The organism is Fundidesulfovibrio putealis DSM 16056, from assembly GCF_000429325.1.
In the GTDB taxonomy this organism is placed as follows: Bacteria; Desulfobacterota; Desulfovibrionia; order Desulfovibrionales; family Desulfovibrionaceae; genus Fundidesulfovibrio; species Fundidesulfovibrio putealis.
Genome location: NZ_AUBQ01000005.1, coordinates 150,565 through 173,422 on the forward strand (window position 1 = coordinate 150,565; position 22,858 = coordinate 173,422).

Genomic DNA, 22,858 nt, shown 5'->3' on the forward strand with positions numbered 1-22,858 from the left:
TTGCTTGGGAGGGTGATCGGCTATGGCGGGGCTTGGCGTGTACGCCCCTCTCAAGGGAAGCGACGGGCGAGATGCCCAACTCCGGAGGCAGAGAATGAAAAGAGCGAAATTGATACTGGTGGCGTGCGCGTTGGTCTGTTCCTTGAACATCGCGACTTATGCCCGGGCGGTCGTCCTTCCTAATCCGGAAGTCTACGCGATAAGCAACGACATGCTCTATACGTATTCGGCCCAGATCCTGACCGCCCTCGGCTACCAGGGCTTCGACTACTCAACAGGCAGCGGTACACAGGATATCGCCATCTTCACTTTCAACAACGCCCTCAACAATCACAACCTGAACGCCGGATTCCCCGTTCCGTTCCAGATCCCCAACGGCAACCCCTCCGCGTGGTCCGGAACCTGGGGTGACGGAAGCGGCACAAACGCTCCGATCCTTGTGGACACCCTGCGGGATTATCTGCACAGCACGTTCGGGTCCAATATTAACATTCCGGTCTTCGTGTTCGACTTCAACAACAATACCGACCTGTTCATCACCGGCCAGGCCAGGATCTGGGACGGAGCCCCCGGCGGACAGAGCAGCACGATGATCGCGCAGTTCTCCATGGACAACACCAATCTGGTGGTGCCCGGCGCTTCGCCGCTTCCCGGAAACAACGCCTACGACCCGACTTCCTTCGTGACGGTTTCAACGGAAGTGCAGTTCCCCTATAGCGGCACTCCCATCATTGGGCCTATTCCTTCCAGCAACGGCAGCGGAAAGGCCGACTTCTTCGCCTACTCCCCGGCCATGGACCTGACCCTGTACGATAACCAGGGCTACTACATCGACTTCTTCTTCAACGTGGCTGGCAACACCGGCGGCGGCGAGGAGCTCTTCATCTCCGGCCGGGTCTCGACCGTTTCGGCTGTCCCCGAACCCGCGACCATGCTGCTCATGGGCCTGGGCCTGGCCGGAGTGGCCGTGGCCAGGCGGCGGATGCGCAAGCCGCAATAGCTTTCTGAAAGGACCTCTCCAACAGCCGGGGACACCCACAGGTGCTCCCCGGCTTTGCGTTTGCATGGCCGACGGCTTGTGTCGCGCCTGAACCCGCCCCGCATACAGTCCCTCTGGACGGACGCGCCTCTCTTCAGTACGTTGGACGGCACACCAGCATGCCTTCCCCGGACGGTCGCAGCCCGGCGACGGCAGCCCCTTTCCCCAGGAGCAGCATACCCCATGGCCTGGACAGCGCCGCTTCGCCGTATCCGCAACCGGTACGTACTGGCCGTACTTATCGTGCTGCTCGCGGCGTGCGTGCGGGTGTTGTTTCTCGGCGCGCTCGGCACGCGCGTCCCCTATGTGACGTTCTTTCCCGCCGTGATGATCGCCTCCCTGTACGGAGGCGTCGGCCCCGGCCTGCTGGCCACCCTGCTTTCCGCCCTGTGCGCCCTGCTCATCCAGATGGGGGGGCATTCCTATTCCCTGGACCTGCAGGACTGGCTGGCCATGGCGGTCTTTACTTCCAGCGGCGTGCTGGTCTGCTGGGTATCCAGGACGCTGCACTCCGCGCAGACCAAGGCCGGGCAGGCCGTCGCGCTGGAAGACCTCGTGAAAGAGCGCGAGGACGCCATTGCCGCCTTGCGCCAGAGCCGGGCCATGCTTTCAAGCGTCATCGAGAGCCTCCCCTTCGACTTCTGGGCGCTCAACCGCCAGGGGCGCTACATTCTCCTGAACACCAACGCCAAGAACTTCTGGGGCGACGCCACCGGCAAGCGACCGGCTGATCTTCCCGCGCCGCCGCAAACCATCGCGGAGTGGGAGCAGAACAACACCCGCGCCCTGTCCGGGGAGATCGTGCGCAGGGAGATGACCTTCGTGCGCCAGGGCGAGATGCGCGCCTTCGACACCATTGCCGCGCCCATACGGGACGGCGGGCGCATCCTTGGGTCTCTGGCCATGAACGTGGACATCACCGAGCGCAAGCAGATAGAGGAGACGCTGCGCAAGAGTGAAGAGCGCTGGCGCATGTACGTGGCCACGGCCAACGAAGGCATCTTCGTCATGGACGCCCAGACCCGCATCACCTACGCAAACCAGCGCCTCGCCGACATGCTCGGCGGCAGCGTGGAGCAGATCGTCGGCGCTTTTGTTGAGCAGTTCGGCTTCCCCGAGGACATCGAGGCCATCCGCCAGAAGGTCGAGAACCGCCGCAAGGGAATCCACGAACGCTATGAACGCCGCCTGCGCCGCTTCGACGGCACGGGAATCTGGACACTCCTGTCGGCGCTTCCCCTGCATTCGGAATCGGGAGAGTTCCAGGGCTCGTTCGCCATGTTCATCGACATCACCGAGCAAAAGCGCGCGGAGGAGACGCTCAGGCGGAGCGAAGCCGACCTGGCCAAGGCCCAGGCCATCACGCATCTGGGCAGCTGGAGCTGGGGTCTGGAGCAGGACGAGGTGCGCTGGTCCGACGAGACCTACCGCATCTTCGGGGTCGACAGGGAGAGTTTTCCCCTCAGCCTGGATGCGATCGCTGCCCGCGTGCATCTGGACGACCGCACGGTGCACCAGGAGTGGCTGGCCGGGGTTGTGGCCGGGGAAAGGCCCGGCCCGTTCGAGTGCAGGATCGTGCGCCCCGGCGGCGAGGTGCGCACCCTGCGGGTTTACGGCGCAGATGTGGACCGTGATTCCCAATCCGGGTCGTTGAGGGTGTTCGGGGCGGTGCTGGACATCACCGAACGCAAGCAGATCGAGGAGACGCTGCGCCGAAGCGAGGCCTTCCTTCATGAGATAGGCAGGTTCACCAAGGTCGGCGGCTGGGAGCACGACCTCGTCACCGGAGTGGGCCGCTGGACCAGGGAACTCTTCGCCATCCTGGAGTGCGAGGGTGACACTCCCCCCGGCCCCGGAGAACATCTGGACTATTATCCCCCCGCTGACCGCGCCGTGCTCGAGCGCGCGCTGGAGCGCGCAGTGGTCCACGGCGACCCCTTCGACCTGGAGCTTCAGGGCTTCACCCTCAAACGCCGCCCCATCTGGGTGCGGGTCATCGGGCGCGCCGTCCATGAGAACGGCGTCTGCGTGCGGCTCTACGGCTCTCTCCAGGACATCTCCGACCGCAAGCAGGCCGAAGAGGCGTTGCGCGCCGCCCACGAGGCGGCCCAGGCCGCCAGCCGGGCCAAGAGCGAATTCCTGGCCAACATGAGCCACGAGATCCGCACCCCCCTGAGCGCCATCCTGGGGCTGACCGAGCTCAGCAGGCGCGTGGCCGACCCGAAGGTGACCTCGGCCAACCTGGGAATGATCGCCGAATCGGCCCGGTCGCTGCTGGGCATCGTGGGCGACGTGCTGGACCTTTCCAGGGTGGAGGCGGGCATGCTCGAACTGGAGCGCAGGCCCTTCGACCTGCGTCAGGTGATGCAGGAGGTCCTGACGCCCTACCGGGTGATGTATCGCGAGAAGAACCTCTCGCTGGAACTGGAGTTGCCGCAGGGTGTGCCCGTGCGCCTCCTGGGCGATCCGCTGCGGTTGGGCCAGGTGCTGGGAAACCTGGTGGGCAACGCCGCCAAGTTCACCGAGCAGGGGGGCATAGTCCTGGGGGTGGACGTTGTCTCCGCACAGCCCGGCGAGGCGGTGGAGCTGGATTTCAGGGTGGCGGACACCGGCATCGGCATCGCCCCGGAGATGCGCGAAGTAATCTTCGACAGCTTCCGCCAGGCAGATTCGACATTCTCAAAACAGTACCAGGGAGTTGGGCTGGGTCTGGCCATCTGCCGCGAGCTTGCGTCCCTCATGGGGGGGCGGGTCTGGGTGGACAGCTCGCCGGGGCAGGGCAGCACGTTCCACTTCACCGCCCGGTTCGATCCGGCCGGGGAGGCCGTCGCGCTGGAGGAAGCCCCGACCGCGCCCCTCTGCGAGGCGCACCGCCCGCTTTCCGTGCTGGTGGCCGAGGACAACCCCGTGAACCGGCACGTGTTCGAGTCCTTCCTCGCGTCGCTGGGGCACGCCCCCCAGGTGGCGGCCGACGGCCTGGAGGCGCTGGAGCTCCTGCGCGCCAACGCCTTCGACCTCGTGCTCATGGACGTGCAGATGCCCCGGCTGGACGGCGTGGAGGTTGTGTCCAGGATGCGCTCCGGCGAGTGCGGCGAATCAGCCGCGCGCCTGCCGGTCCTGGCGTTGACCGCCTACGCCATGGCCGGTGACCGGGAGCGGTTTCTCAGGGCGGGCATGGACGGATACCTCTCCAAGCCCGTGACCCTGGACGCCTTGCAGTCGGCGATTGAGCGCTATTCCTGCGTCAGGCCGGGAACAGGGCCGGGAGCCGGAGTCCGGACCCAGGCCGCGACAGCGCCTGTCGGCCCGGCGCCGGTCAACCCGAAGCTTAAGCCCCTGATCCGTGACGCCCTGGCCTTCTTCCGGGAGAGGCTGGCCCAGGCCCAGGACTACATGGCCCGCAGTGAAATGGAGCAGGCGGCCAGGGCCGCGCACGACATCAAGGGGACCTTCATGGCCATGGGCCTGGAGGCGTTGCAGGAGCCGTCCGCCGCTTTCGAGGCCGCGTGCAAATCGGGCGACGCGCAGGCGGCGGCCTGTCTGGCCAGTGACCTGGCGGCGCTGGCATCGCGGATCGAAGCGGAGCTGGACGCAGAGTCGCAGGCGCTTTCCCCGCCCCCTGCCCCGGCGCTTTGACGCGGCGCGGGCGATGCACTAAGAACCCTCTCGCCATGAGCACCATCGTATCCCTGCGCGACGTCGCCAAATCCTACGGAGCCCGGAACCTCTTCAACAATATCTCGCTCACCATCCACCAGGGCGAGCGCATCGGCCTCATCGGGGCCAACGGGTCCGGCAAGTCCACCCTGATGCGCATCCTGGCGGGCGTCGAGACGCCGGACTCCGGCGAGCGCACCCTGCGCCGACAGGCCCGCCTGGCCTATCTGGCCCAGGAGGACACCTTCGCGCCGGGGCTCACCGTGGAGGACGTGGTGGCCGAGCCGCTGCTTGGCGCGGGCATCCCGGACGCCGAGTTGCACGCGCGCGCCGGAACTGCCCTCAGCAAGACCGGCTTCACCGATCCCTCCGTGCTGGCCGGGAGCCTGTCCGGCGGCTGGTGCAAGCGCCTGGCCCTGGCCAGAGCCCTGGTGCAGGAGCCGGACGTTTTGCTGCTGGACGAGCCCACCAACCACCTGGACCTGGATTCGGTGCTGTGGCTTGAGAAGCTCCTGCGCGGCGCGCGCTTCGCCTACGTGGTGATCAGCCACGACAGATATTTCCTGGAGAACGCCACCAACCGCACCGTGGACCTGGACCACGCCTACCCCGAGGGCTTCCTGAGCGTGGACGGCCCCTACAGCGTCTTTCTTGAGAAGCGCGCGGACTTCCTGTCCGCCCAGGCGGGGCTCGAGCAGGCGCTGGCCTCCAAGGTGCGCCGCGAGGTGGAGTGGCTGCGGCGCGGCCCCAAGGCCCGCACCACCAAGGCCAAGGCCCGCATCGACGAGGCCGGGCGGCTCATCAAGGAGCTGGCCGGAACCCGCGAGCGCAACGCCCTGACCGAGCGCGCCGGGATCGACTTCGCCGGGACCGCCCGCCAGACCAAGCGCCTCATGGTGGCCGAGGGCGTGGGCAAGGCCCTGGGCGGACGCACCCTGTTCGACAACCTGGACATCGTCCTGTCTCCGGGCACGCGCCTGGGGCTGGTGGGGGCCAACGGCAGCGGCAAGTCCACGCTGTTGCGCCTGCTGGCGGGCGAGGAAAAGCCGGACTCGGGCAAGGTGAGCCGAGCGCCCGCCCTGCAGGTGGCCTTCTTCGACCAGAACCGCGAACAGCTGGACAAGGAGCAGAGCCTGAGGCGGGCCTTCGCGCCCCACGGCGACGCCGTTGTCTACCGGGACCGCTCCATCCACGTGGCCTCCTGGGCCAAGCGCTTTCTCTTCCGGCCCGACCAGCTGGACCTGCCGGTGGGCCTCCTCTCCGGCGGCGAGCAGGCCAGGGTGCTCATCGCGCGGCTCATGCTGCGCCCGGCGGACGTGTTGCTGCTGGACGAGCCCACCAACGACCTGGACATCCCCACCCTGGAGGTCCTGGAGGACAGCCTGTCGGATTTCCCCGGCGCGGTGGTGCTCATCACTCACGACCGCTACCTGCTGGACACCGTGTCCACGGTGATCCTGGGCCTGGACGGGCAGGGCGGCACCGTGGCCCTGGCCGATTACGCCCAGTGGGAGGAGGTGCGGCGCGAGATGGACAAGGCGGCAGCCCAGGCCCAGGCCAAGTCTCAGGCGGACGGGGAGGCCGCCCCGGCGGCCAAGGCCCGTCCGGCCAAGCCCGCGCAGAAGAAGCTTACCTACAAGGAGCAGCGCGAGTGGGACTCCATGGAGGAGACCATCGCCCAGGCCGAGGCCGCGCTTGCCGCCTGCGACGAAGCCCTGAACGACCCCGCCGTGGCCGCCCGGCACGACGAGTTGCAGGCGCGGCTGATCCGCCAGCAGGAGGCCCAGGCCGAGGTGGACCGCCTCTACGCCCGCTGGGCCGAGTTGGAGGAGAAGCTGGCTCCGTCAGACTCGTGACGTCCATCCGCTGAAGCCCATCGCGTCCTGAACCTTCGGCTGGCCCGACCCTCCTGAGGCGTTCCGCTTTCCGGTACAGCGTGCACCGCGTGCAGACTCGTTCGCGTGGTCCTGTAAAGTGCTGCTTCCAGGGGATCTTTCCTGTATGGTGGCGGCCATGCGCTTTCATCATGCCGCAAGCGGCTCATCCCGGAACTCATCGGGTAGCCCCCTGGACGAGTCTGCCTCAGGGCCTCCTTCCCGGAGTCCGGGTGAGCAGCCGTCCGGCGGACCAACCATCACCCGCCGCCTCACCAGCCTGGACGTCGTCCGGGGGCTGGCCATCGTCCTCATGGCCCTGGACCATGGGCGGGATTTCTTGGCCTCCGGCCCGGACCTGCTGGCCACGCTGCATCCTGAATCCACCAACCTGCTACGCTTTTTCACCCGCTGGGTGACGCACATCTGCGCGCCGCTGTTCGTGCTGCTGACAGGGGTATCCATCAGGCTCTCCCTGGAGCATGGCCGTGGACGCGGCGAAAAGGCCCTCATGCTGCTTGCCCGGGGGGCGGTCCTGGTGCTCCTTGAGCTGACCCTGGTCCGGGAGGGCTGGTATTTCGGCGGTGCCGGAGACGTCTTCCTGCTCCAGGTGATCTGGGCGCTCGGGGTGTGCATGGCCGCGTGCGCCCTGTTCGTATACGTCCCTGACTGGGCACGGATAGTCTTCGGGCTGGCCGTCTGCCTCGGGCACAACCTGCTGAACCCCATCGTCCCGGCCGATCTCGGCGATTGGTACCGGATGTGGATACTCTTGCATGAGGGAGGCGGCTTCTCCCTTGGCAGGGGCATCACCGTCGAAGTTGCCTATCCGGTGCTGCCCTGGTTCGGGCTCATGGTCCTGGGAATGGCGGCTGGGAGTCTGTGGGCCGCCCCTGCGGCGGGCAGGGCGCGGGTGTTGGCCTGGGGCGGCGCGGCGTGCCTGGCCCTGTTCGCAGCGCTGCGGCTTCTGGGCGGCTTCGGCGAGACGAACCCCTGGTTCGTGCACGGGGAGGCGCAACGCACCCTGTTCGATTTCCTTCATGTGACGAAATATCCACCCTCGACGGTGTTTCTCCTGATGACCCTCGGGTTGTCGGGCTTGCTGCTGGCCCTTGCCGAGCTCCCCTGGGGATGGCTGGGGAGGCGGCTTGCGGTGTTCGGGCGCGTCCCGCTGTTTTTCTACGTGACGCATCTGTTCGCGCTCCATGCGCTTGGCATCGGCGTCGCGTATGTGCGGCACGGGCATGCCGACTGGCTGTGGACCTCGCCCTATGTCTCGCGCCCGGCAGAGGGCTTGGGCGTGGGGCTAGGGTGGGTGTATCTGGGCTGGCTGGCCTGTGTGGCGGCGTTGTATCCGGCGTGTCGGGCTTATGGAGCCTGGCGGGCGTCCGGCAGGTCCGGCAGGTGGGCTTCTCTTCTGTAGGACAGGATTTGCTCCGCCATCCAATCGTAACCGCGCCACCGTAATTGAGACCCGACCCCCGTGGGGAAACCGGGCCTGGAGGTGTGGCGTGCGTGAATTCACCGAGACGGAACATGCCGTGCTGCGAATCGTCGAACAGTTCGGCAACATATCGAAATATCAAGGCATAACGCCGGAAGAGTATCTGGTGGGCTTCCGGGAAGACGTCCTGAAGGGCCTCATCCGGGACGATATCCTGGAGAAGGTCAAGCTGAAGTCCTTCAGCCAGCGGATCAAGGGGCTTCGCCTCACTCCCCAGGGCGGGCAGCTTTGGCGTCTGGCCAGCCACGAGGAACTCCTGTGTCCTCCGGTGGCGGAAATGGACCTGCTCCTGCGCGATATTTATCTGCGCACGCGCCTGTCCTACACCGAGGAGGCCGTGCCCAAGGCCCACCTGCTGAAATACCACTCCAAGCAGAGCCTCATGGAGGCCTACGAACTGGGGCTGGCGGCCAAGGTCAAGATCAAGCAGAAGCAGCACGACATGGTGAAGGGCTACGTCGTCACCAGCGCCGGATACGCCTGGCTCAGGGGAAACAAGCTGATCTAGCGCGGCGTTCTTGCAATGCGTTCATAAAGAACCATTGAACAGAACGCAGGAGAAGCAGACAGTTTGTTCATGAAAACATGGTCATGTTTATCATGAACGCCACTCCGGGCGCGGCTAGCGTTTCCGGTATCCCTTGGCCCTCATGCACTTGTCCACCAGCTCCTCGATGCGCTCAATGCGGTCGCCGTCCTTGACGGTCGATCCCACGGAGCGCGAGGCTTCCCAGTCGCACTCGTCATAGTCCCGCTCTTCCTGGGTCAGTTCCGCGTCGGCCTTGGTGTATTTCTCCCTGCCTCCGCAGCCGCACAGCAGAAACGCGGCTGCGGCAAGGACGATGAGAGGCTTTGTTCGCATGGGTCGCTCCGGTTCACAGCCAGGTGAGGGCCAGCACGTAAAAGGCCATGCCCGAAAGGGCAAAGACGGCATCGGCGCGCGAGAGGAGGGTGTCGGTGTTCATGGCCGCCTTCTACGCCTGACGCCCGGCTCGATCAAGTTCGTCCGGCGCATCCGACGCGACACAAGGAATAACTCCCACCCGTTGCCCCTTGCGCGCATCTGGGATAGTCTTCCAGCGAAGACCCGCCGGGAGTCCGCGCGAGGGCGGACTGTCCGCCCCTCCGGCAAGCCTCTCCAGGGAGCCGCATGACCCGCAAGTTCGTCATCATCGCCACCACCGCACTGCTGCTCATGGGCGTGGTGATGTGGCAGCTGGGGCTGCGCGCCCAGAGCGAGCTCCAGGCGGTGGCCACGGACCAGTTCAACCGCCAGCAGCTCATCCTCGCCCAAAAGGTGTCCCAGGACATCGGGCAGCACTTCGCCTTCCTGCGGGCAAGCCTGCTGGAACTCACCAGCATCTGGCGCAAGCATCCCGATTTCATGGGCTCGCCTGAGCGGGCGCTGCCGCCGTTCCAGGAGATTCTGCGCTTCAGCGACGTGCTGGCCATCGGGTATGTGTCCCCTGGCAGCCAGGCGGTGGCGCTTTATAATGAAGAGGGCCTCCTCAGGGGGTCGCCCGTGCTGGACTACGGTCCGTTCCTGAGCTGGGCGCGCGGGGCCGACCTGGCCCGCGAGGTGCTGGTGGGGCCAGTGGAGGCCCCGGAGAGCGGCCCCTTCGCGGGCAGGACCATCCTGCGCATGGCGGCACGGCACTGGCCCGCCGAGGCGGGAACCGACCAGCCCGGCGTGGTCTTCCTGGTGGTGGACGTGCAGGCCGTGGCCTGGCGTTACGCCCACGACGTCCGCTCCGGGCGCACCGGCTACGCCTGGGTGCTGGACCAGCGCGGCTATTTCCTGGACCACCACGTGGAGCAGTTCATCGCGCGCGACGCTTTCAGCGTCCGCAAACAGCGCGACCCCAGCGTGGATTTCGACCGCATCGACTGGATCATGCGCGACCTCATGATGACCGGGACAGAGGGCGTGGACTGGTACATCTCCGGCTGGCACCGGGGAGAGGTGGGCGTGGTCAAGAAACTCATCGCCTTCACCCCGGTGGACATCGCCCCGGACCAGAGCCCGCCTGTGCGCTGGGGCGTGGCGGTGGTGGCTCCCGTGGACGAGGTGGAGGACATTATCGGGAAGGCGGCTCTTCGCGAGATGCTCATGGTTGCCGCCTTCCAGGTTGTGGTGTTCCTGGGGCTCGGCGTGACCATGTTCTTCGCCTTCCGCTGGTCCGCCAGCCTCAAGGCCGAGGTGGAGGCGCGCACCACGGAACTCCGCGAAGCCCGCGACAAGCTCCGCCAGAATCTCCAGGAGCTGCTGCGGACCCAGGAGCGCCTCATCCGCTCCGAGCGCTTCGCCGCCGTGGGCGAGGCAGCCGCGCACATCTCCCACGAGATCAAGAACCCGCTCATGCTCATCGGCGGGTTTGCCCGGCAGGTGCGCCGCACGCTGCCCGAGAAGGGGAAGGAGGCGGAGAAGCTCGGGCTCATCGAAGAGGAGGCCAAGCGCCTGGAGACCATGCTGGAGGAAGTGCGCGACTTCACCCGTCCCGCCCCCCCCAAACTGACGTCCGGGGACGTGAACGCCACGGTGTGGGAGACGGCCATGCTCATGGAGGCGGACCTGGCCTCGCGCGGGGTGACGCTGACCTCCAACCTGGACAAGACCATCCCGCCCACGCCGCATGATCCGTCCCAGATGCGCCAGGTGCTCCTGAACCTCATCAAGAACGCCGCCGAGGCCATGCCCCAGGGCGGGCAGGTCACGCTGTCCACCCGTCTGCGCGAGGGCATGGTGGAGGTGGAAGTGCGCGACGACGGGCCGGGGCTTACGCCCGAGCAGGCCCGGCAGGTTTTCAATCCGTTCTACACCACCAAGGACCGCGGCACCGGCCTGGGGCTGGCCGTGTGCTACCGCATCATGCACGACCACGGCGGAGACATCCGCCTGGACTCGCAGATCGGCGCGGGGTGCGTGTTCACCGTCAGCCTGCCTGTGAAACACGACGAGGCGGCCTGAGACTCCCGCGCGGTCGCTGCTGAGTGCTGCCGTCTGCATCCCCGAGACACTCCTGCGGTTCATGAACCGCTCCGGGCGGTACGGATTGCCTGCCGCCGGACATCAGATCGCCGTCGTCCGGCGCGCTGCATCAGGGGCGTTTGCCGCCATGCCAGCGCTTCATGTGGTTGGCGTGGGTGTCGAGGTACGCGCCCGGCTTGAAGAACCTGTCATAAAACTCCGTGTCTAGGTGGAAGGCCTGCAGGTAGGGCAGGCAGAAGATACTGGGGGCGGTGCCCGGGAACTTGCCGAAGGTGTCGAAGACGTACTGGGCCTGCATGGCCACGCAGGCCCTGAAGCGCTCGTCGTGCGCCGCCGCCGCGCGGCGAACGGCCGGGGAATCCTTCCAAGGGCCGGGGGTGTCTGGGTGGAAGGGGCCACCGGGGCCGAACTTGCGCTCGCACACCGCCTCCACAGCCGCGCGCATGTCGGGGTGGTGGGGCGGGCAGAAACCCTCCATGACCCCGGCAAGCCCCGTGGGATTGGGCAGCGGCCAGCGCTCGTCGGTGTCGAAACGGAACCCCAGTCCGGGCGCGCGGGGATCGCCGCTGGCCCCCAGCACCGCGAAGGGGTCCATGCCGTTGAAGACCCAGCCTCCAAGACCCATGGCCTGCAGGAGCAGCGCCCCGGCGTAGCAGGAGCATGCCAGCTCCGAGGTCAGCTCGCCCAGGCACCACTGCTCCAGGAAGCTCAGGGGCATGGGATGGTCCACGTCAGCCAGGTCCCGGTAAGCTTCCAACCCCGGGATGGGCCGGCGGTTGACGTCGTCCTGGAAGACCACCCCGTTCTGCAGGTAGTAGCACAGCGCCAGGAGCACGTGCTGGGACAGATCGCCCACCGGGATCACCAGCAGGGTGCCGGGCCGGTTCACCACCCATGTGTTGTGGGGCTCTATGAAAGGGGGCTCGCAGGGAACGCCCAGTCGGGCGTCCTGGAGCTTGCGCACGCGGCCCCGGTGTGCTTCGAGCATGGCCTCAAGGTCCAGGCTTCCGTCGCCTCCGCGCTCGGCCCAGGCCGGGGCGTCGCGGGTGTCCAGGACGTAGACCCCGGTGTCGTCGGTGAAGAAGGTCTGGCTGGTCTCGAACCCGGCTGCCGAGGGGAAGGTCCGCCCCCCCGCCGCTGCGCTGTAATTGGACAGCCGGGGAGCGTAGGGTGCGGCGCGGAAGAGCATGTGGTGCCAGCTGGTGTTTCCGCCGCAGGCCGTGGTCACCAGCATGGTCTCCAATTCCGAGAGGGGGCTTGGAGGCTGGCTGCTCTTGTGGGCAAAGATCCCGTCGGGGATTTCCATGCCCAGGCCGAAACGGCGGGAGCGGCGTCCGAGCAGGGCCGAGATCAGGGGATAGTCGAGGAGATCGCGTAATCCCGGGGGATGAGCCTGGTCCATGGGGTGCCTCCGTAAAATGGTTCGGATCAGCCGTGGCTTGGCGCCGATGGAGAGACGGGGCCTACTTTACCGTAAGTTGAGGGAAAGGTCATCCGGGGGGCTAGCTTTTGTCGCGTCTTCCGGGCATAAGCGCATCCGCGTCATGGGGTGGCCGACAAGCCTTGTCGTCTGGCGGGGCAGGCCGCGAAGAAAAGTTGAAATAAGCGCTGGGAAAAGAATGTTGGCGCTTGACAAGTTTTGAGCCCAAGCATAAACAGACCCTTCGTTTTGCCCGTGTAGGACCGTAGCTCAGGGGGAGAGCACTTGCTTGACACGCAAGGGGTCGGGAGTTCAAATCTCCCCGGTCCTACCACACGACCCCACAGGGAGGCGCAGCCTCCCTTTTTTTGACGCGCAGGGAGCGACAGCGTGAATATTCGCGTCGGTGATCAAATCGTCGAGGCCCAGGCCGGTCAGTCGGTCGGGGAGGTGCTTGCCAAAGCCCTTTCCGGAAAGGCCTACAAGAACACGGTAGTGGCTCGCTGCGGCGAGGCGCTTCTGGATTTGTCCGCCCCTCTTCCCGATACCTGCACCGAACTTACTCCCATCGCAGCCAACAGCCCCGAAGGCGTGGACGTCATCCGGCACTCCACCGCCCACGTGCTGGCCGAGGCCGTGAAAAAGCTGTTCCCCACCGCCCAGGTCACCATCGGCCCGGCCATCGAGAACGGCTTCTACTATGATTTCGCTTACGAGCGCCCCTTCACCATCGACGACCTGGAGTCCATCCAGGCCGAGATGGAGAAGATCGTTGCCGCAAACCATCCCTTCACCTGCCGCGCCGCCACCAAGCCCGAGGCTGCGGAAGTGTTCAAGGGCATGGGCGAGGAGTACAAGCTTGAGGTGCTGGAGGCCATCCCCTCCGACGGCGTCTCGCTGTACACTCAGGGAAATTTCGTGGATCTGTGCCGCGGACCCCACGTGCCCTCCACCGGGTTCCTCAAGGCCTTCAAGCTCACCCACGTTGCCGGGGCCTACTGGCGCGGCGACGAGAAGCGCCCGATGCTGTCGCGCATCTACGGCGCGGCTTTCGCCGACCCCAAGGAGCTCAAGGCCTACCTGCACCGCCTGGAAGAGGCCAAGAAGCGCGACCATCGCCGCCTGGGCACCCAGCTGGACCTGTTCAGCTTCTCCGACGAGGCCGGAGCGGGCATGGTGATCTGGCATCCCAAGGGCGCGTTGGTGCGCACCATCCTGGAAGACTTCGAGCGCAAGGAGCACCTGCGCCGGGGCTACGGCATCGTCCAGGGCCCGCAGCTTCTCAAGCGCGACCTCTGGGAGCGCTCCGGGCACTACGAGAACTACCGCGAGAACATGTATTTCACCGAGATCGACGAGCAGGCCTACGGCGTCAAGCCCATGAACTGCCTGTCGCACATGCTGATCTACAAGTCGCGCCTGCGCTCCTACCGCGACCTGCCCCTGCGCTACTTCGAGCTTGGCGTGGTGCACCGCCACGAGAAGTCCGGCGTGCTGCACGGCCTCTTGCGCGTGCGCCAGTTCACCCAGGACGACGCGCACATCATCTGCCGCCCGGACCAGCTGCAGGACGAGATCATCGCCATCATCAATTTCGTCAAGGACGTGCTGGACCTGTTCGGCTTCGAGTTCGAAGCCCAGCTATCCACCCGTCCCGAGAAGTCCATCGGGTCCGACGAGGCGTGGGAACTGGCCACCAGCGCGCTGTCCCAGGCCATGCAGGCCATCGACATGCCCTTCACCATCAATGAGGGCGACGGCGCGTTCTACGGACCCAAGATTGACATCAAACTCAAGGATGCTTTAGATCGCCGGTGGCAGTGCGCGACCATACAGTGCGATTTCACCTTGCCGGAACGCTTCGACCTGACATACACCGGTCAGGATGGCGAAAAGCACCGGCCCGTGATGCTGCACCGCGTCGTGCTGGGTGCCGTGGAACGGTTCATGGGTGTGCTGATCGAGCACACGGCCGGAGCTTTCCCCACGTGGCTCGCACCGGTGCAGGCGCGTATTTTGACTGTCACCGAAGCCCATGACGCCCACGCGGCCCTCGTATACGAGCGGCTGCGCGACGCGGGCATCCGCGTCGAGGCCGACACGCGCAACGAGAAGCTGGGCTACAAGGTGCGCGAGGCTCAACTGGAGAAGGTCCCCTACATGCTCGTCATCGGGGATCAGGAGCTTGAGCAGGGCGGCGTCAACGTGCGCCTGCGTTCGGGCGAGAATTTGGGACTGAAGGGAGTGGACGAGGTCATTCAGGCCATCCTGGACGACTGCCAGGCCCCATTCAAACGAGGAGGAATGCGCTATATCTTCTGCCAGTGACACCGCCCGCTGCAATCATCAGATCCGCGCCCGCGAGGTGCGGGTGATCGCTGACGACGGCTCGCAATTGGGTATCATCCCCACCAGCGAAGCCCTTCGACTGGCCCAGGAAAAGGGTCTGGACCTTGTCGAAGTCGCCGCCGCAGCCGATCCCCCTGTCTGCCGAATCATGGACTACGGCAAGTTCAAGTATCAGCAGCAGAAAAAGCAGCAGGAAGCCAAGAAGAAGTCCACCGTCATCCTTGTGAAGGAAATCAAAGTCCGGCCCAAGACCGACGAACACGACTACCTGACCAAGCTCAAGCACATTCGCCGCTTCCTGGAAGAGGGCGACCGCTGCAAGGTCTCCGTGTTCTTCCGTGGCCGCGAAGTTGTCCACAAGGACCGTGGCGCCGCCATCCTGGCGCGCATTGTGGTGGATCTCGGCGACCTGGCCAAGGTGGAACAGGAGCCCCGGTTCGAGGGACGCATCATGAACATGATGCTGGCCCCCACCGTGAAAAAGAAGCCATAGGCGCATATATACTATTTCCGCGGGCTAAGGCTCGCAGCCCGTCCCGGAAATCCGGGGCGGGCCGTATTTTCAGGAGGATCACATGCCCAAGATCAAGACCAATAAATGCGCGGCGAAACGCTTCACCACCACCGGCACCGGCAAGTTCCGCCGTCGCAAGCAGAACAAGCGCCACATCCTGACCAAGAAGACCGCCAAGCGTAAGCGCTCGCTGTCTACCTCGGCCATCGTGGACTCGGCCAACGAGGGCGCGGTCAGGCGTCTGCTGCCTTACGCGTAAGGCGCGGGCGTGTTGGGGCTTCGCCCCAACCCCCACCAGGGCTCTGCCCTGGACCCGCCAGGGGGATGATCCCCCTGGACCCTGCAATAGGGGGTTGTGAAGCGAAAGCTCCACGACGCGAAGCCTATTAAAAGTTTTTGAAGGAGAGCTCGAGAGGATAACTTTTTTCAAAAAGTTTCCTCTCGATTCCTCTCTTCTCACTCAGGAGGACCATCCCATGCGTGTCAAACGCGGACAGGCCGCCCATAAGCGGCACAAGAAGTATCTGAAGTTGGCCAAGGGCTTCGTCGGCGCCCGTTCGGTGCTGTACGAAACCGCCCGCGAGAACGTCGAGCGCGCCATGGCCTACGCCTACCGCGACCGCAAGGTTAAGAAGCGCGAGTTCCGCAAGCTGTGGATCATGCGCATCAACGCCGCCGCCCGCGAGAACGGCATAAGCTACGGCAAGTTCATCCACGGCCTGTCGCTGGCCGGCATCGAGCTGGACCGCAAGGTCCTGGCTGACATGGCCGTTCGCGAGAAGGCCGACTTCGCCAAGCTGGCCGAAGTCGCCAAAGCCAAGGTGAGCGTGTGAGTTCAGGCCAGGCCCTGATTGAGGAATTGACCGCCCTGGCCGGGGAAGCCAAGAACACCCTCGGCCAGGCGTCCTCTTTCGAGGCCCTTGAGGAACTGCGCGTGGCCTATCTGGGCCGCAAGGGCCGCTTGGCCCAGATCATGGCCAAGCTCCCCGGCCTCACCGCCGAGGAGAAGCGCCAGGCGGGCCAGACGGCCAACACCGTGAAAGAGGAACTCACGGCGCACTACACCGTGCGTCTGGAGGGACTCAAGCGCGCCCAGGACGAGGCCATGCTCGCCGGGTTCGACCCCGCCCTGCCGGGCAGGTCGCACCCCACGGGGGGCCTGCATCCTTTGAGCATCGTTTCCGACGAAATCTGCCGGGCCTTTTCCGGCATGGGTTTCGAGGTGGTCACCGGCCCGGAGATAGAGACCGATTTCTACAACTTCGAGGCCCTGAACTTCCCGCCGGAACATCCCGCCCGCGACATGCAGGACACCCTGTACATCGGGGACAACATCCTCCTGCGCACGCACACCTCGCCCCTGCAGGTGCGCACGCTGCTTTCCCGCAAGCCTCCCGTGGCGGCCATCGCTCCGGGCAAGGTCTACCGCCGCGACTCGGACATCACCCATTCGCCCATGTTCCACCAGATCGAGGGCTTCCTCGTGGACAAGGGCGTCACCATGGCCGATCTGCGCGGCACGCTCACCTTTTTCGTGCACCGCATCTTCGGACCCGACACCCTGGTGCGGTTCCGTCCCAGCTTCTTCCCCTTCACCGAGCCGAGCGCAGAGGTCGATATCTCCTGCGTCATGTGCGAGGGCAAGGGACACGTGGGCGGGCAGACCTGCCGCGTGTGCAAGTCCACCGGCTGGGTGGAGATCCTGGGTTGCGGCATGATCGACCCCAACGTGCTGAAAGCCGTGGACATCGATCCGGAAGTGTATTCCGGGTTCGCCTTCGGCATGGGCGTGGAGCGGGTGACCATGCTCAAGTACGGCGTGGGCGACCTGCGGCTCTTCTTCGAGAACGACGTCCGCTTCCTGGGCCAGTTCGCGTAGGCTGCGGGGCCAGGCCATGCGCCTCACTCCCGAAGAAAAGCACATCATAAAGGCTGCCGTGGCCGCGCAGGACCCGCAGGCCGAAGTGTGGCTTTTCGGGTCGCGCGCGGACGATTCCAAGCGCGGCGGCGACATCGACCTGCTCATTTTCTCGCAGTCCATGGGCTGGAAGGAGAAGAGTGCAGTCTGGTGGGAACTCCAGGAAAAGCTCGGTGAACAGAAGATCGACATAGTCGTGGCCAAGGACAAGGACGCGAGCGAGCCGTTCGTGCAGATGGCCATGGAGAAGGCGGTACAGCTATGAAAACGTCTTCAGCGCAGCAAAACCTGCGTGATTCGTTGGCACAGCTGAGGCCATCTCTGGTTCATCTGCAGGATTCCTACGAGTTCTGCCGGGATTTGTGCGGCAGGGTTTCGTTGACCCGGTCAGAACTCGTCGAGGCCGACGCTCTCACGAGTCGTTTCGCCAGAACTTCGGACATCTTGGTCAAACAGGTCTTCCGAGCCTTGGACGAGGTTGAGCTTGAAGACAGCGGGTCCATCATCGACCGGCTCAATCGCGCGCACAAACGCGGTCTTTTCGATGATGAGGCCATGGGGCGCACCATTCGTCAACTGCGCAACGAGATCGCCCACGAATACCGAATTGTGGACTACCCCAAATTTCTCGACGAGATAATCGCTTTTACTCCGCCGCTCCTGGATATGTGCCGCAGGACAGTGGAATACTCGGAACGAATCAAATTTTCATGATGTCGCCTGCCTTGAACGAAGGCCGGACCTTGACCGCCGGAGGCTTTTGAATGCTGCTTTCTCTCAATTGGCTGCGCGAGTTCGTCCCCTACGAGGGATCCGTGGACACCCTGGCCGACCGCCTGACCATGCTGGGCCTGGAAGTGGAGGGCGTAAGCCGTCCCTTCGCGGCCACCGCCGACGTGGTGGTGGGCCACGTGCTCACCCGCGAGAAGCACCCTGACGCCGACAAGCTCTCGGTGTGCACCGTGGACGTGGGGCAGGGCGAACCCCTGCAGATCGTGTGCGGCGCCGCCAACGTGGCTGCCGGTCTGAGCGTGCCCGTGGCCAGGATCGGCACGGTGCTGCCCGGCGGGCTGACCATCAAGAAGAGCAAGATTCGCGGCGTGGAGTCCTTCGGCATGATCTGCTCCGAGTCGGAGCTGGGCCTGGCCGAGAAGAGCGAGGGCATCCTGGAGCTTCCCGCAGGACTTAAGCCCGGCAAGACTTTGGCAGAGGCCATGAACCTGGACGACGTGGTGCTGGAGATCGGCATCACCCCCAACCGGGCGGACTGCCTCTCCGTGCTGGGGCTGGCCCGCGAGGCCGCCATGGCCTTTGGCCTGCCACTGACCATGCCTTCGGTGCACCTGAAGGAGGACGGCCCGGACGCGTCCACCCTGGTGTCCATCCGCATCCCCGAGCCCGAACTGTGCCCGGTGTACCGCGCCCGCATCATCCGTGGCGTGGAGATCAAGGCCTCTCCCGCCTGGATGCGTTACCGCCTGACCGCCATGGGCCAGCGTCCGGTGAACAACATCGTGGACGTGACCAACTACGTCATGCTGGAACTTGGCCAGCCCCTGCACGCCTTCGACAGGAACCTGCTGGCCGGGGACTACATCGAGATAAGCCGCGCCGCCGAGGGCACGCGCTTCAATACCCTGGACGGCCAGGAGCGCGTGCTGACCACCCGCGACCTCCTGATCCGCGACGGGGCCAAGGCCGTTGCGCTGGCAGGCGTCATGGGCGGCGAGAACTCCGAAATTTCCGACCGCTCCACCGAGGTGCTGCTGGAGTGCGCCGTGTTCAACCCGGCCACCATCCGCAAGACCGCCCGCCGCCTGGGCCTCTCCAGCGAGTCCTCCTACCGCTACGAGCGCGGCGTGGACCAGCCCGGCTCGCTCTTCGCCATGAACCGCGCCGCCGCCCTCATGGCCGAGGTGGCCGACGGTCGCGTGCTGCCCGGAATCGCCGAGGCCGAGCCCAAGCCCTGGAAGCCCTCGCCCATCGGGTTCAGGCCCGCCAAGGCGGTGAGCCTGCTGGGCATCGAGCTCTCCAACGATTTTTGCCGCAAGACCTTCCAGGGCCTGGGCTGCGAGGTGGAGCTCAAGTCCGCCGACGCCTGGACCATCACGCCCCCGCCCGCCCGCCAGGACCTGGAGCGCGAGGTGGACCTGATCGAAGAGGTTGCGCGCGTGTACGGCATGGACCGCATCCCGGCCGCCATGCCCAAGATGCTGAAATCCCTCGAAGTGCCTGACCGCCTGGGCGCGGAAGTGCCCTTCATGGGCCGCCTGAAGACCTGGGCCTGCGGCGCTGGCCTTCGCGAGACCGTGAACTACTCCTTCGTGGGCCAGCAGGAACTCGACCTGCTGGGCCTGCCGGGAGAGGGCCGCGTCCCTGTGGCCAACCCCCTCTCGGAAGACCAGAACGTCATGCGCACCGAGCTGGCCCCCGGGCTCATGAAGGCCGTTCGCCACAACCTGTCGCAGGGCAACGCCACGCTTCGCCTGTTCGAGCTGGCCAAGGCCTTCACCGCGGACAGCGCCAGCGAGACCACCGTGCGCGAGGCCCATCGCCTGGGCATCGCCCTGTGCGGTGCGCGCTTCGGCTCCTTCCCCTGGCCCGAGGAGAAGGTCGACTACTCCGACCTCAAGGGGCTGGTGGAGCAGCTGCTGTCCTCGCTTGGCCTGTCGGGCGCACAGTACGCCGTGCAGAAGGACCACCCCTGGCTTTCGCCCTGCGTGCAGGTGAGCCTGGACGGGCGCGTGCTCGGCGTCATGGGCCGCGTGCTCCAGGACGTGGCCGACAGCTACGAGGCCAAGGCCGGACTGTGGATGGCGGAGCTCGACGCCGAGGCCCTCATGGCCCTGCACCAGCACCGCTCCATCCGTTTCCGGGGCCTGCCCAAGTTCCCGCCGTCGCGCCGCGACGTGACCCTGGTGATGCCTTCCACGCTCTCCGTGGCCGAGGTGCTGGGAGCAGCGCGCGCCCACAAGGCCGCCATCCTGGAGGACGTGGCCGTGCACGACCTCTTCGAGCCCGAAGGCGCGACCGAGAAGAACGTGACCTTCCGCATCACCTATCGCCACGCCGAGCGCACCCTCACCGACAAGGACGTGGACAAGGCCCATGCCGGCCTGTGCGACGCGCTGTCCAAGGCTTTGCCGGTGCGCTTCCAGTAGGCCGCGCCGCCGCATGGACGACAACCATCCAGGGCCGGGAACGCGCATGCGTCCCCGGTCCTTTTATTTGGCCGGGAAGCCACGGCGCGGGGGGCCAAGCGGGCGGCAAACCGGGGCTTTTCGTTGACAAAAAAGATGGCTCAAGCCTATATCCCCGGCGTATCGGGGCGCTTTCCGCGCCCTGTCATCACCAGCCCATAATCCGCCCACACCCCTCAAGGAGGAGAGCGTCATGCCTTTGGTTTCGCCCAAGGAAATGTTCGATAAAGCCTACGCAGGCGGCTACGCCGTCGGCGCCTTCAACGTCAACAACATGGAGATCATCCAGGGCATCATCGCCGCTGGCAACCAGGAGCGTTCGCCGCTCATCCTCCAGGTCTCGGCGGGGGCGCGCAAGTACGCGGGCGAGAACTACATCATGAAGCTCATGGAAGCCGCCATGGACGACACCGACCTTCCGGTGGTGCTGCACCTGGACCATGGCCAGAACTTCGAGATCTGCGAGATGGTCATCAAGGCCGGGTTTACCTCGGTGATGGTGGACGGCTCGCACCTTCCCTTTGAGGAGAACATCGCCCTGACCAAGAAGGTCGTGGAATGCGCCCACGCGCAGGGCGTGTTCGTGGAGGCGGAGCTTGGCCGCCTGGCTGGCGTGGAGGACGAGGTCAGCTCCGAGCACAGCATCTACACCGATCCCGACCAGGCTGTGGAATTCGTGGAGCGCTCCGGCTGCGACTCCCTGGCCATCGCCATCGGCACCAGCCACGGGGCCTACAAGTTCAAGGGCGAGGCCAAGCTGGACTTCGACCGCCTGGAGAAGATCGGCAAGCTCATGCCCGGCTATCCCCTGGTGCTGCACGGTTCCTCGTCCGTGCCCCAGGAGTTCGTGAAGATGGCCAACACCTACGGCGGCGCCGTGGGCGACGCCAAGGGCGTGCCCGAGGAGATGCTGCGCCGCGCCGCCACCATGGCCGTGTGCAAGATCAACATCGACACGGACATCCGTCTGGCCATGACCGCTGTCATCCGTAAACATTTCGCAGAGCACCCCAGCGATTTCGATCCCCGCCAGTACCTCGTGCCCGCCCGCGACGCCGTGCGGGACATGGTGGCTCACAAGATCAGGAACGTGCTGGGCTGTTCCGGCAAGGCATAAAGCGATCAACGGGCAGGGGGCCGGGTCGGCCCCTTGTGTTTTTTCATACTCATCACCACGCGGGCTTCGCAGAAAGACCCAGGAGGCATCCATGGCGATCAAGATTGGCGTGAACGGATTCGGCCGCATCGGCCGCTACCTGACCCGGATACTGGCTGGCGACAAGAACATCGAGATCGGGGTCATCAACGCCCGCGCCGACAATGCCGAGCTGGCCCGGCTGTTGAAGTACGACTCCGTGCACCGCATCTTCCAGGGCGAAGTGGGCACCTGGGAGAACGGCATCACCGTGGCCGGCAACAAGATCGTGGTGACCCGCTGCCCCGGCGGCGAGTGGAAGTGGGCCGAACACGGCATCGACATCGTGGTGGACACCACCGGGAAGTTCACCGACCGCGAGAAGGCGTCCCAGCATCTGGCCTGCGGGGCGAAAAAGGTCATCATCTCCGCCCCCGCCAAGAACCCGGACTGCACCGTGGTCATGGGCGTGAACGAGGCCGACTACGACCCCGCCGCGCACCACATCGTCTCTTCGGCCTCCTGCACCACCAACTGCCTGGCTCCCGTAGCCAAAGCCCTGAACGACGCCTTCGGCATCAAGCACGGCCTCATGACCACCATCCACTCCTACACCATGAGCCAGCGCATCCTGGACGGCTCCCACAAGGACCCCCGCCGCGCCCGCGCCGCCTGCATCTCGCTCATCCCCACCACCACCGGGGCCGCCCGCGCGGTCACCGTGGTCATGCCGGAGATGAAGGGCAAGCTGGACGGCTACTCCATCCGCGTCCCCACCGCCGACGGCTCCCTGGTGGACCTGACCTGCGAGATGGAGAAGTCCGTCACCAAGGAAGAGGTCAACGCCCTGCTGAAGTCCAAGTCCAACGAGAACATGGGCTACACCGACGAGCCCCTGGTCTCCGTGGACTACCTGGGCGACACCCACGGCGGCGTGGTGGACGGCCCCCTCACCACCGTGCTGGACAACAACATGCTCAAGGTGGTCATCTGGTACGACAACGAGGCCGGATTCACCCACCAGCTGGTGCGCCTGATCAACATGGTGGTCACCAAGAAGTAGCCGCGACCGCCTGATTCGATTCCCGACTATCCGAGCGACCGGGGGCTTCTGGCCCCCGGTCTTTTTCCTGGGCTGCAAGACCCCAGGCCGGCACGGTGGCGCGGCCAATGCCCGCCCGCATCCGCACGGGAACCACGCGCGGGAGATTGCGCGCAGGCTGGCGCATGAGAAAACCTCCGGTAAAATGCGCGTTTCA

At 65.5% G+C, this 22,858-nt stretch carries 18 protein-coding genes and 1 tRNA gene; 17 read left to right on the plus strand and 2 right to left on the minus strand.

Annotated features, from left to right (window positions below; translation table 11 throughout):
* Positions 1–94: 94 nt before the first annotated feature.
* The 5 genes from G453_RS0106045 (at position 95) to G453_RS0106065 (ending at position 8,582) form a co-directional block, all read left to right on the plus strand.
* Positions 95–1,000, plus strand: coding sequence for a PEP-CTERM sorting domain-containing protein (locus G453_RS0106045; protein ID WP_205620051.1), 906 nt, complete (start codon positions 95–97; stop codon positions 998–1,000).
* 222 nt (positions 1,001–1,222) lie between these two features.
* The gene (locus G453_RS26065) at positions 1,223–4,675 is read left to right on the plus strand and encodes a PAS domain S-box protein (protein WP_051271824.1); all 3,453 of its coding nucleotides are present in this window, start codon (positions 1,223–1,225) and stop codon (positions 4,673–4,675) included.
* Between the two features lie 35 nt (positions 4,676–4,710).
* Positions 4,711–6,552, plus strand: coding sequence for an ABC-F family ATP-binding cassette domain-containing protein (locus G453_RS29100; RefSeq protein ID WP_027190331.1), 1,842 nt, complete (start codon positions 4,711–4,713; stop codon positions 6,550–6,552).
* 157 nt (positions 6,553–6,709) lie between these two features.
* Positions 6,710–7,993: a DUF1624 domain-containing protein gene (locus tag G453_RS22655; RefSeq protein ID WP_169725298.1), complete on the plus strand. Its 1,284-nt coding sequence runs from the start codon at positions 6,710–6,712 to the stop codon at positions 7,991–7,993.
* Between the two features lie 88 nt (positions 7,994–8,081).
* Positions 8,082–8,582 (plus strand): hypothetical protein, encoded by a 501-nt coding sequence (locus tag G453_RS0106065; protein WP_027190332.1) that lies wholly within the window; start codon positions 8,082–8,084, stop codon positions 8,580–8,582.
* A 114-nt stretch (positions 8,583–8,696) separates the two neighbouring features.
* Here G453_RS0106065 and G453_RS22660 read toward each other — a convergent pair whose 3' ends face one another.
* Complete coding sequence (locus G453_RS22660; protein WP_043644689.1) at positions 8,697–8,936, minus strand: hypothetical protein; 240 nt, start codon at positions 8,934–8,936, stop codon at positions 8,697–8,699.
* Between the two features lie 288 nt (positions 8,937–9,224).
* On the opposite strand from G453_RS22660, the gene G453_RS0106080 reads away from it, so the two are divergent.
* Positions 9,225–11,042, plus strand: coding sequence for a PAS domain-containing sensor histidine kinase (locus tag G453_RS0106080; RefSeq protein ID WP_027190333.1), 1,818 nt, complete (start codon positions 9,225–9,227; stop codon positions 11,040–11,042).
* A 130-nt stretch (positions 11,043–11,172) separates the two neighbouring features.
* Here G453_RS0106080 and G453_RS0106085 read toward each other — a convergent pair whose 3' ends face one another.
* On the minus strand, positions 11,173–12,465 hold the full coding sequence (locus G453_RS0106085) for a hypothetical protein (RefSeq protein ID WP_027190334.1): 1,293 nt from the start codon (positions 12,463–12,465) through the stop codon (positions 11,173–11,175).
* 277 nt (positions 12,466–12,742) lie between these two features.
* Here G453_RS0106085 and G453_RS0106090 point away from each other — a divergent pair.
* From G453_RS0106090 to gap, 11 genes are all read left to right on the plus strand, one after another.
* A tRNA-Val gene (locus G453_RS0106090) sits at positions 12,743–12,817 on the plus strand.
* A 56-nt stretch (positions 12,818–12,873) separates the two neighbouring features.
* The gene (gene thrS / locus G453_RS0106095) at positions 12,874–14,811 is read left to right on the plus strand and encodes a threonine--tRNA ligase (protein ID WP_027190335.1); all 1,938 of its coding nucleotides are present in this window, start codon (positions 12,874–12,876) and stop codon (positions 14,809–14,811) included.
* Positions 14,795–15,325 (plus strand): translation initiation factor IF-3, encoded by a 531-nt coding sequence (infC, locus tag G453_RS0106100; RefSeq protein ID WP_027190336.1) that lies wholly within the window; start codon positions 14,795–14,797, stop codon positions 15,323–15,325. The genes thrS and infC overlap by 17 nt, the downstream gene beginning before the upstream one ends.
* An 82-nt stretch (positions 15,326–15,407) precedes the next feature.
* A complete protein-coding gene (rpmI, locus tag G453_RS0106105) occupies positions 15,408–15,605 on the plus strand; it encodes a 50S ribosomal protein L35 (RefSeq protein ID WP_027190337.1) in 198 nt (65 codons plus the stop codon).
* Positions 15,606–15,822: 217 nt separating this feature from the next.
* Positions 15,823–16,179, plus strand: a complete 357-nt coding sequence (gene rplT, locus G453_RS0106110; protein ID WP_027190338.1) for a 50S ribosomal protein L20 — start codon at positions 15,823–15,825, stop codon at positions 16,177–16,179.
* On the plus strand, positions 16,176–17,225 hold the full coding sequence (gene pheS, locus G453_RS0106115) for a phenylalanine--tRNA ligase subunit alpha (protein WP_027190339.1): 1,050 nt from the start codon (positions 16,176–16,178) through the stop codon (positions 17,223–17,225). The genes rplT and pheS overlap by 4 nt, the downstream gene beginning before the upstream one ends.
* Positions 17,226–17,241: 16 nt before the next feature.
* Positions 17,242–17,529: a nucleotidyltransferase family protein gene (locus tag G453_RS0106120; RefSeq protein ID WP_027190340.1), complete on the plus strand. Its 288-nt coding sequence runs from the start codon at positions 17,242–17,244 to the stop codon at positions 17,527–17,529.
* On the plus strand, positions 17,526–17,978 hold the full coding sequence (locus G453_RS0106125; protein ID WP_027190341.1) for a hypothetical protein: 453 nt from the start codon (positions 17,526–17,528) through the stop codon (positions 17,976–17,978). The genes G453_RS0106120 and G453_RS0106125 overlap by 4 nt, the downstream gene beginning before the upstream one ends.
* A 50-nt stretch (positions 17,979–18,028) precedes the next feature.
* On the plus strand, positions 18,029–20,425 hold the full coding sequence (gene pheT, locus G453_RS0106130) for a phenylalanine--tRNA ligase subunit beta (RefSeq protein ID WP_027190342.1): 2,397 nt from the start codon (positions 18,029–18,031) through the stop codon (positions 20,423–20,425).
* A gap of 232 nt (positions 20,426–20,657) precedes the next feature.
* Positions 20,658–21,581 carry a class II fructose-1,6-bisphosphate aldolase gene (fba, locus tag G453_RS0106135; RefSeq protein ID WP_027190343.1) on the plus strand — a complete coding sequence of 308 codons (924 nt, stop codon included), beginning with the start codon at positions 20,658–20,660 and terminating at the stop codon, positions 21,579–21,581.
* Between the two features lie 91 nt (positions 21,582–21,672).
* Positions 21,673–22,662, plus strand: a complete 990-nt coding sequence (gene gap / locus G453_RS0106140; protein WP_027190344.1) for a type I glyceraldehyde-3-phosphate dehydrogenase — start codon at positions 21,673–21,675, stop codon at positions 22,660–22,662.
* Positions 22,663–22,858 lie beyond the last annotated feature (196 nt).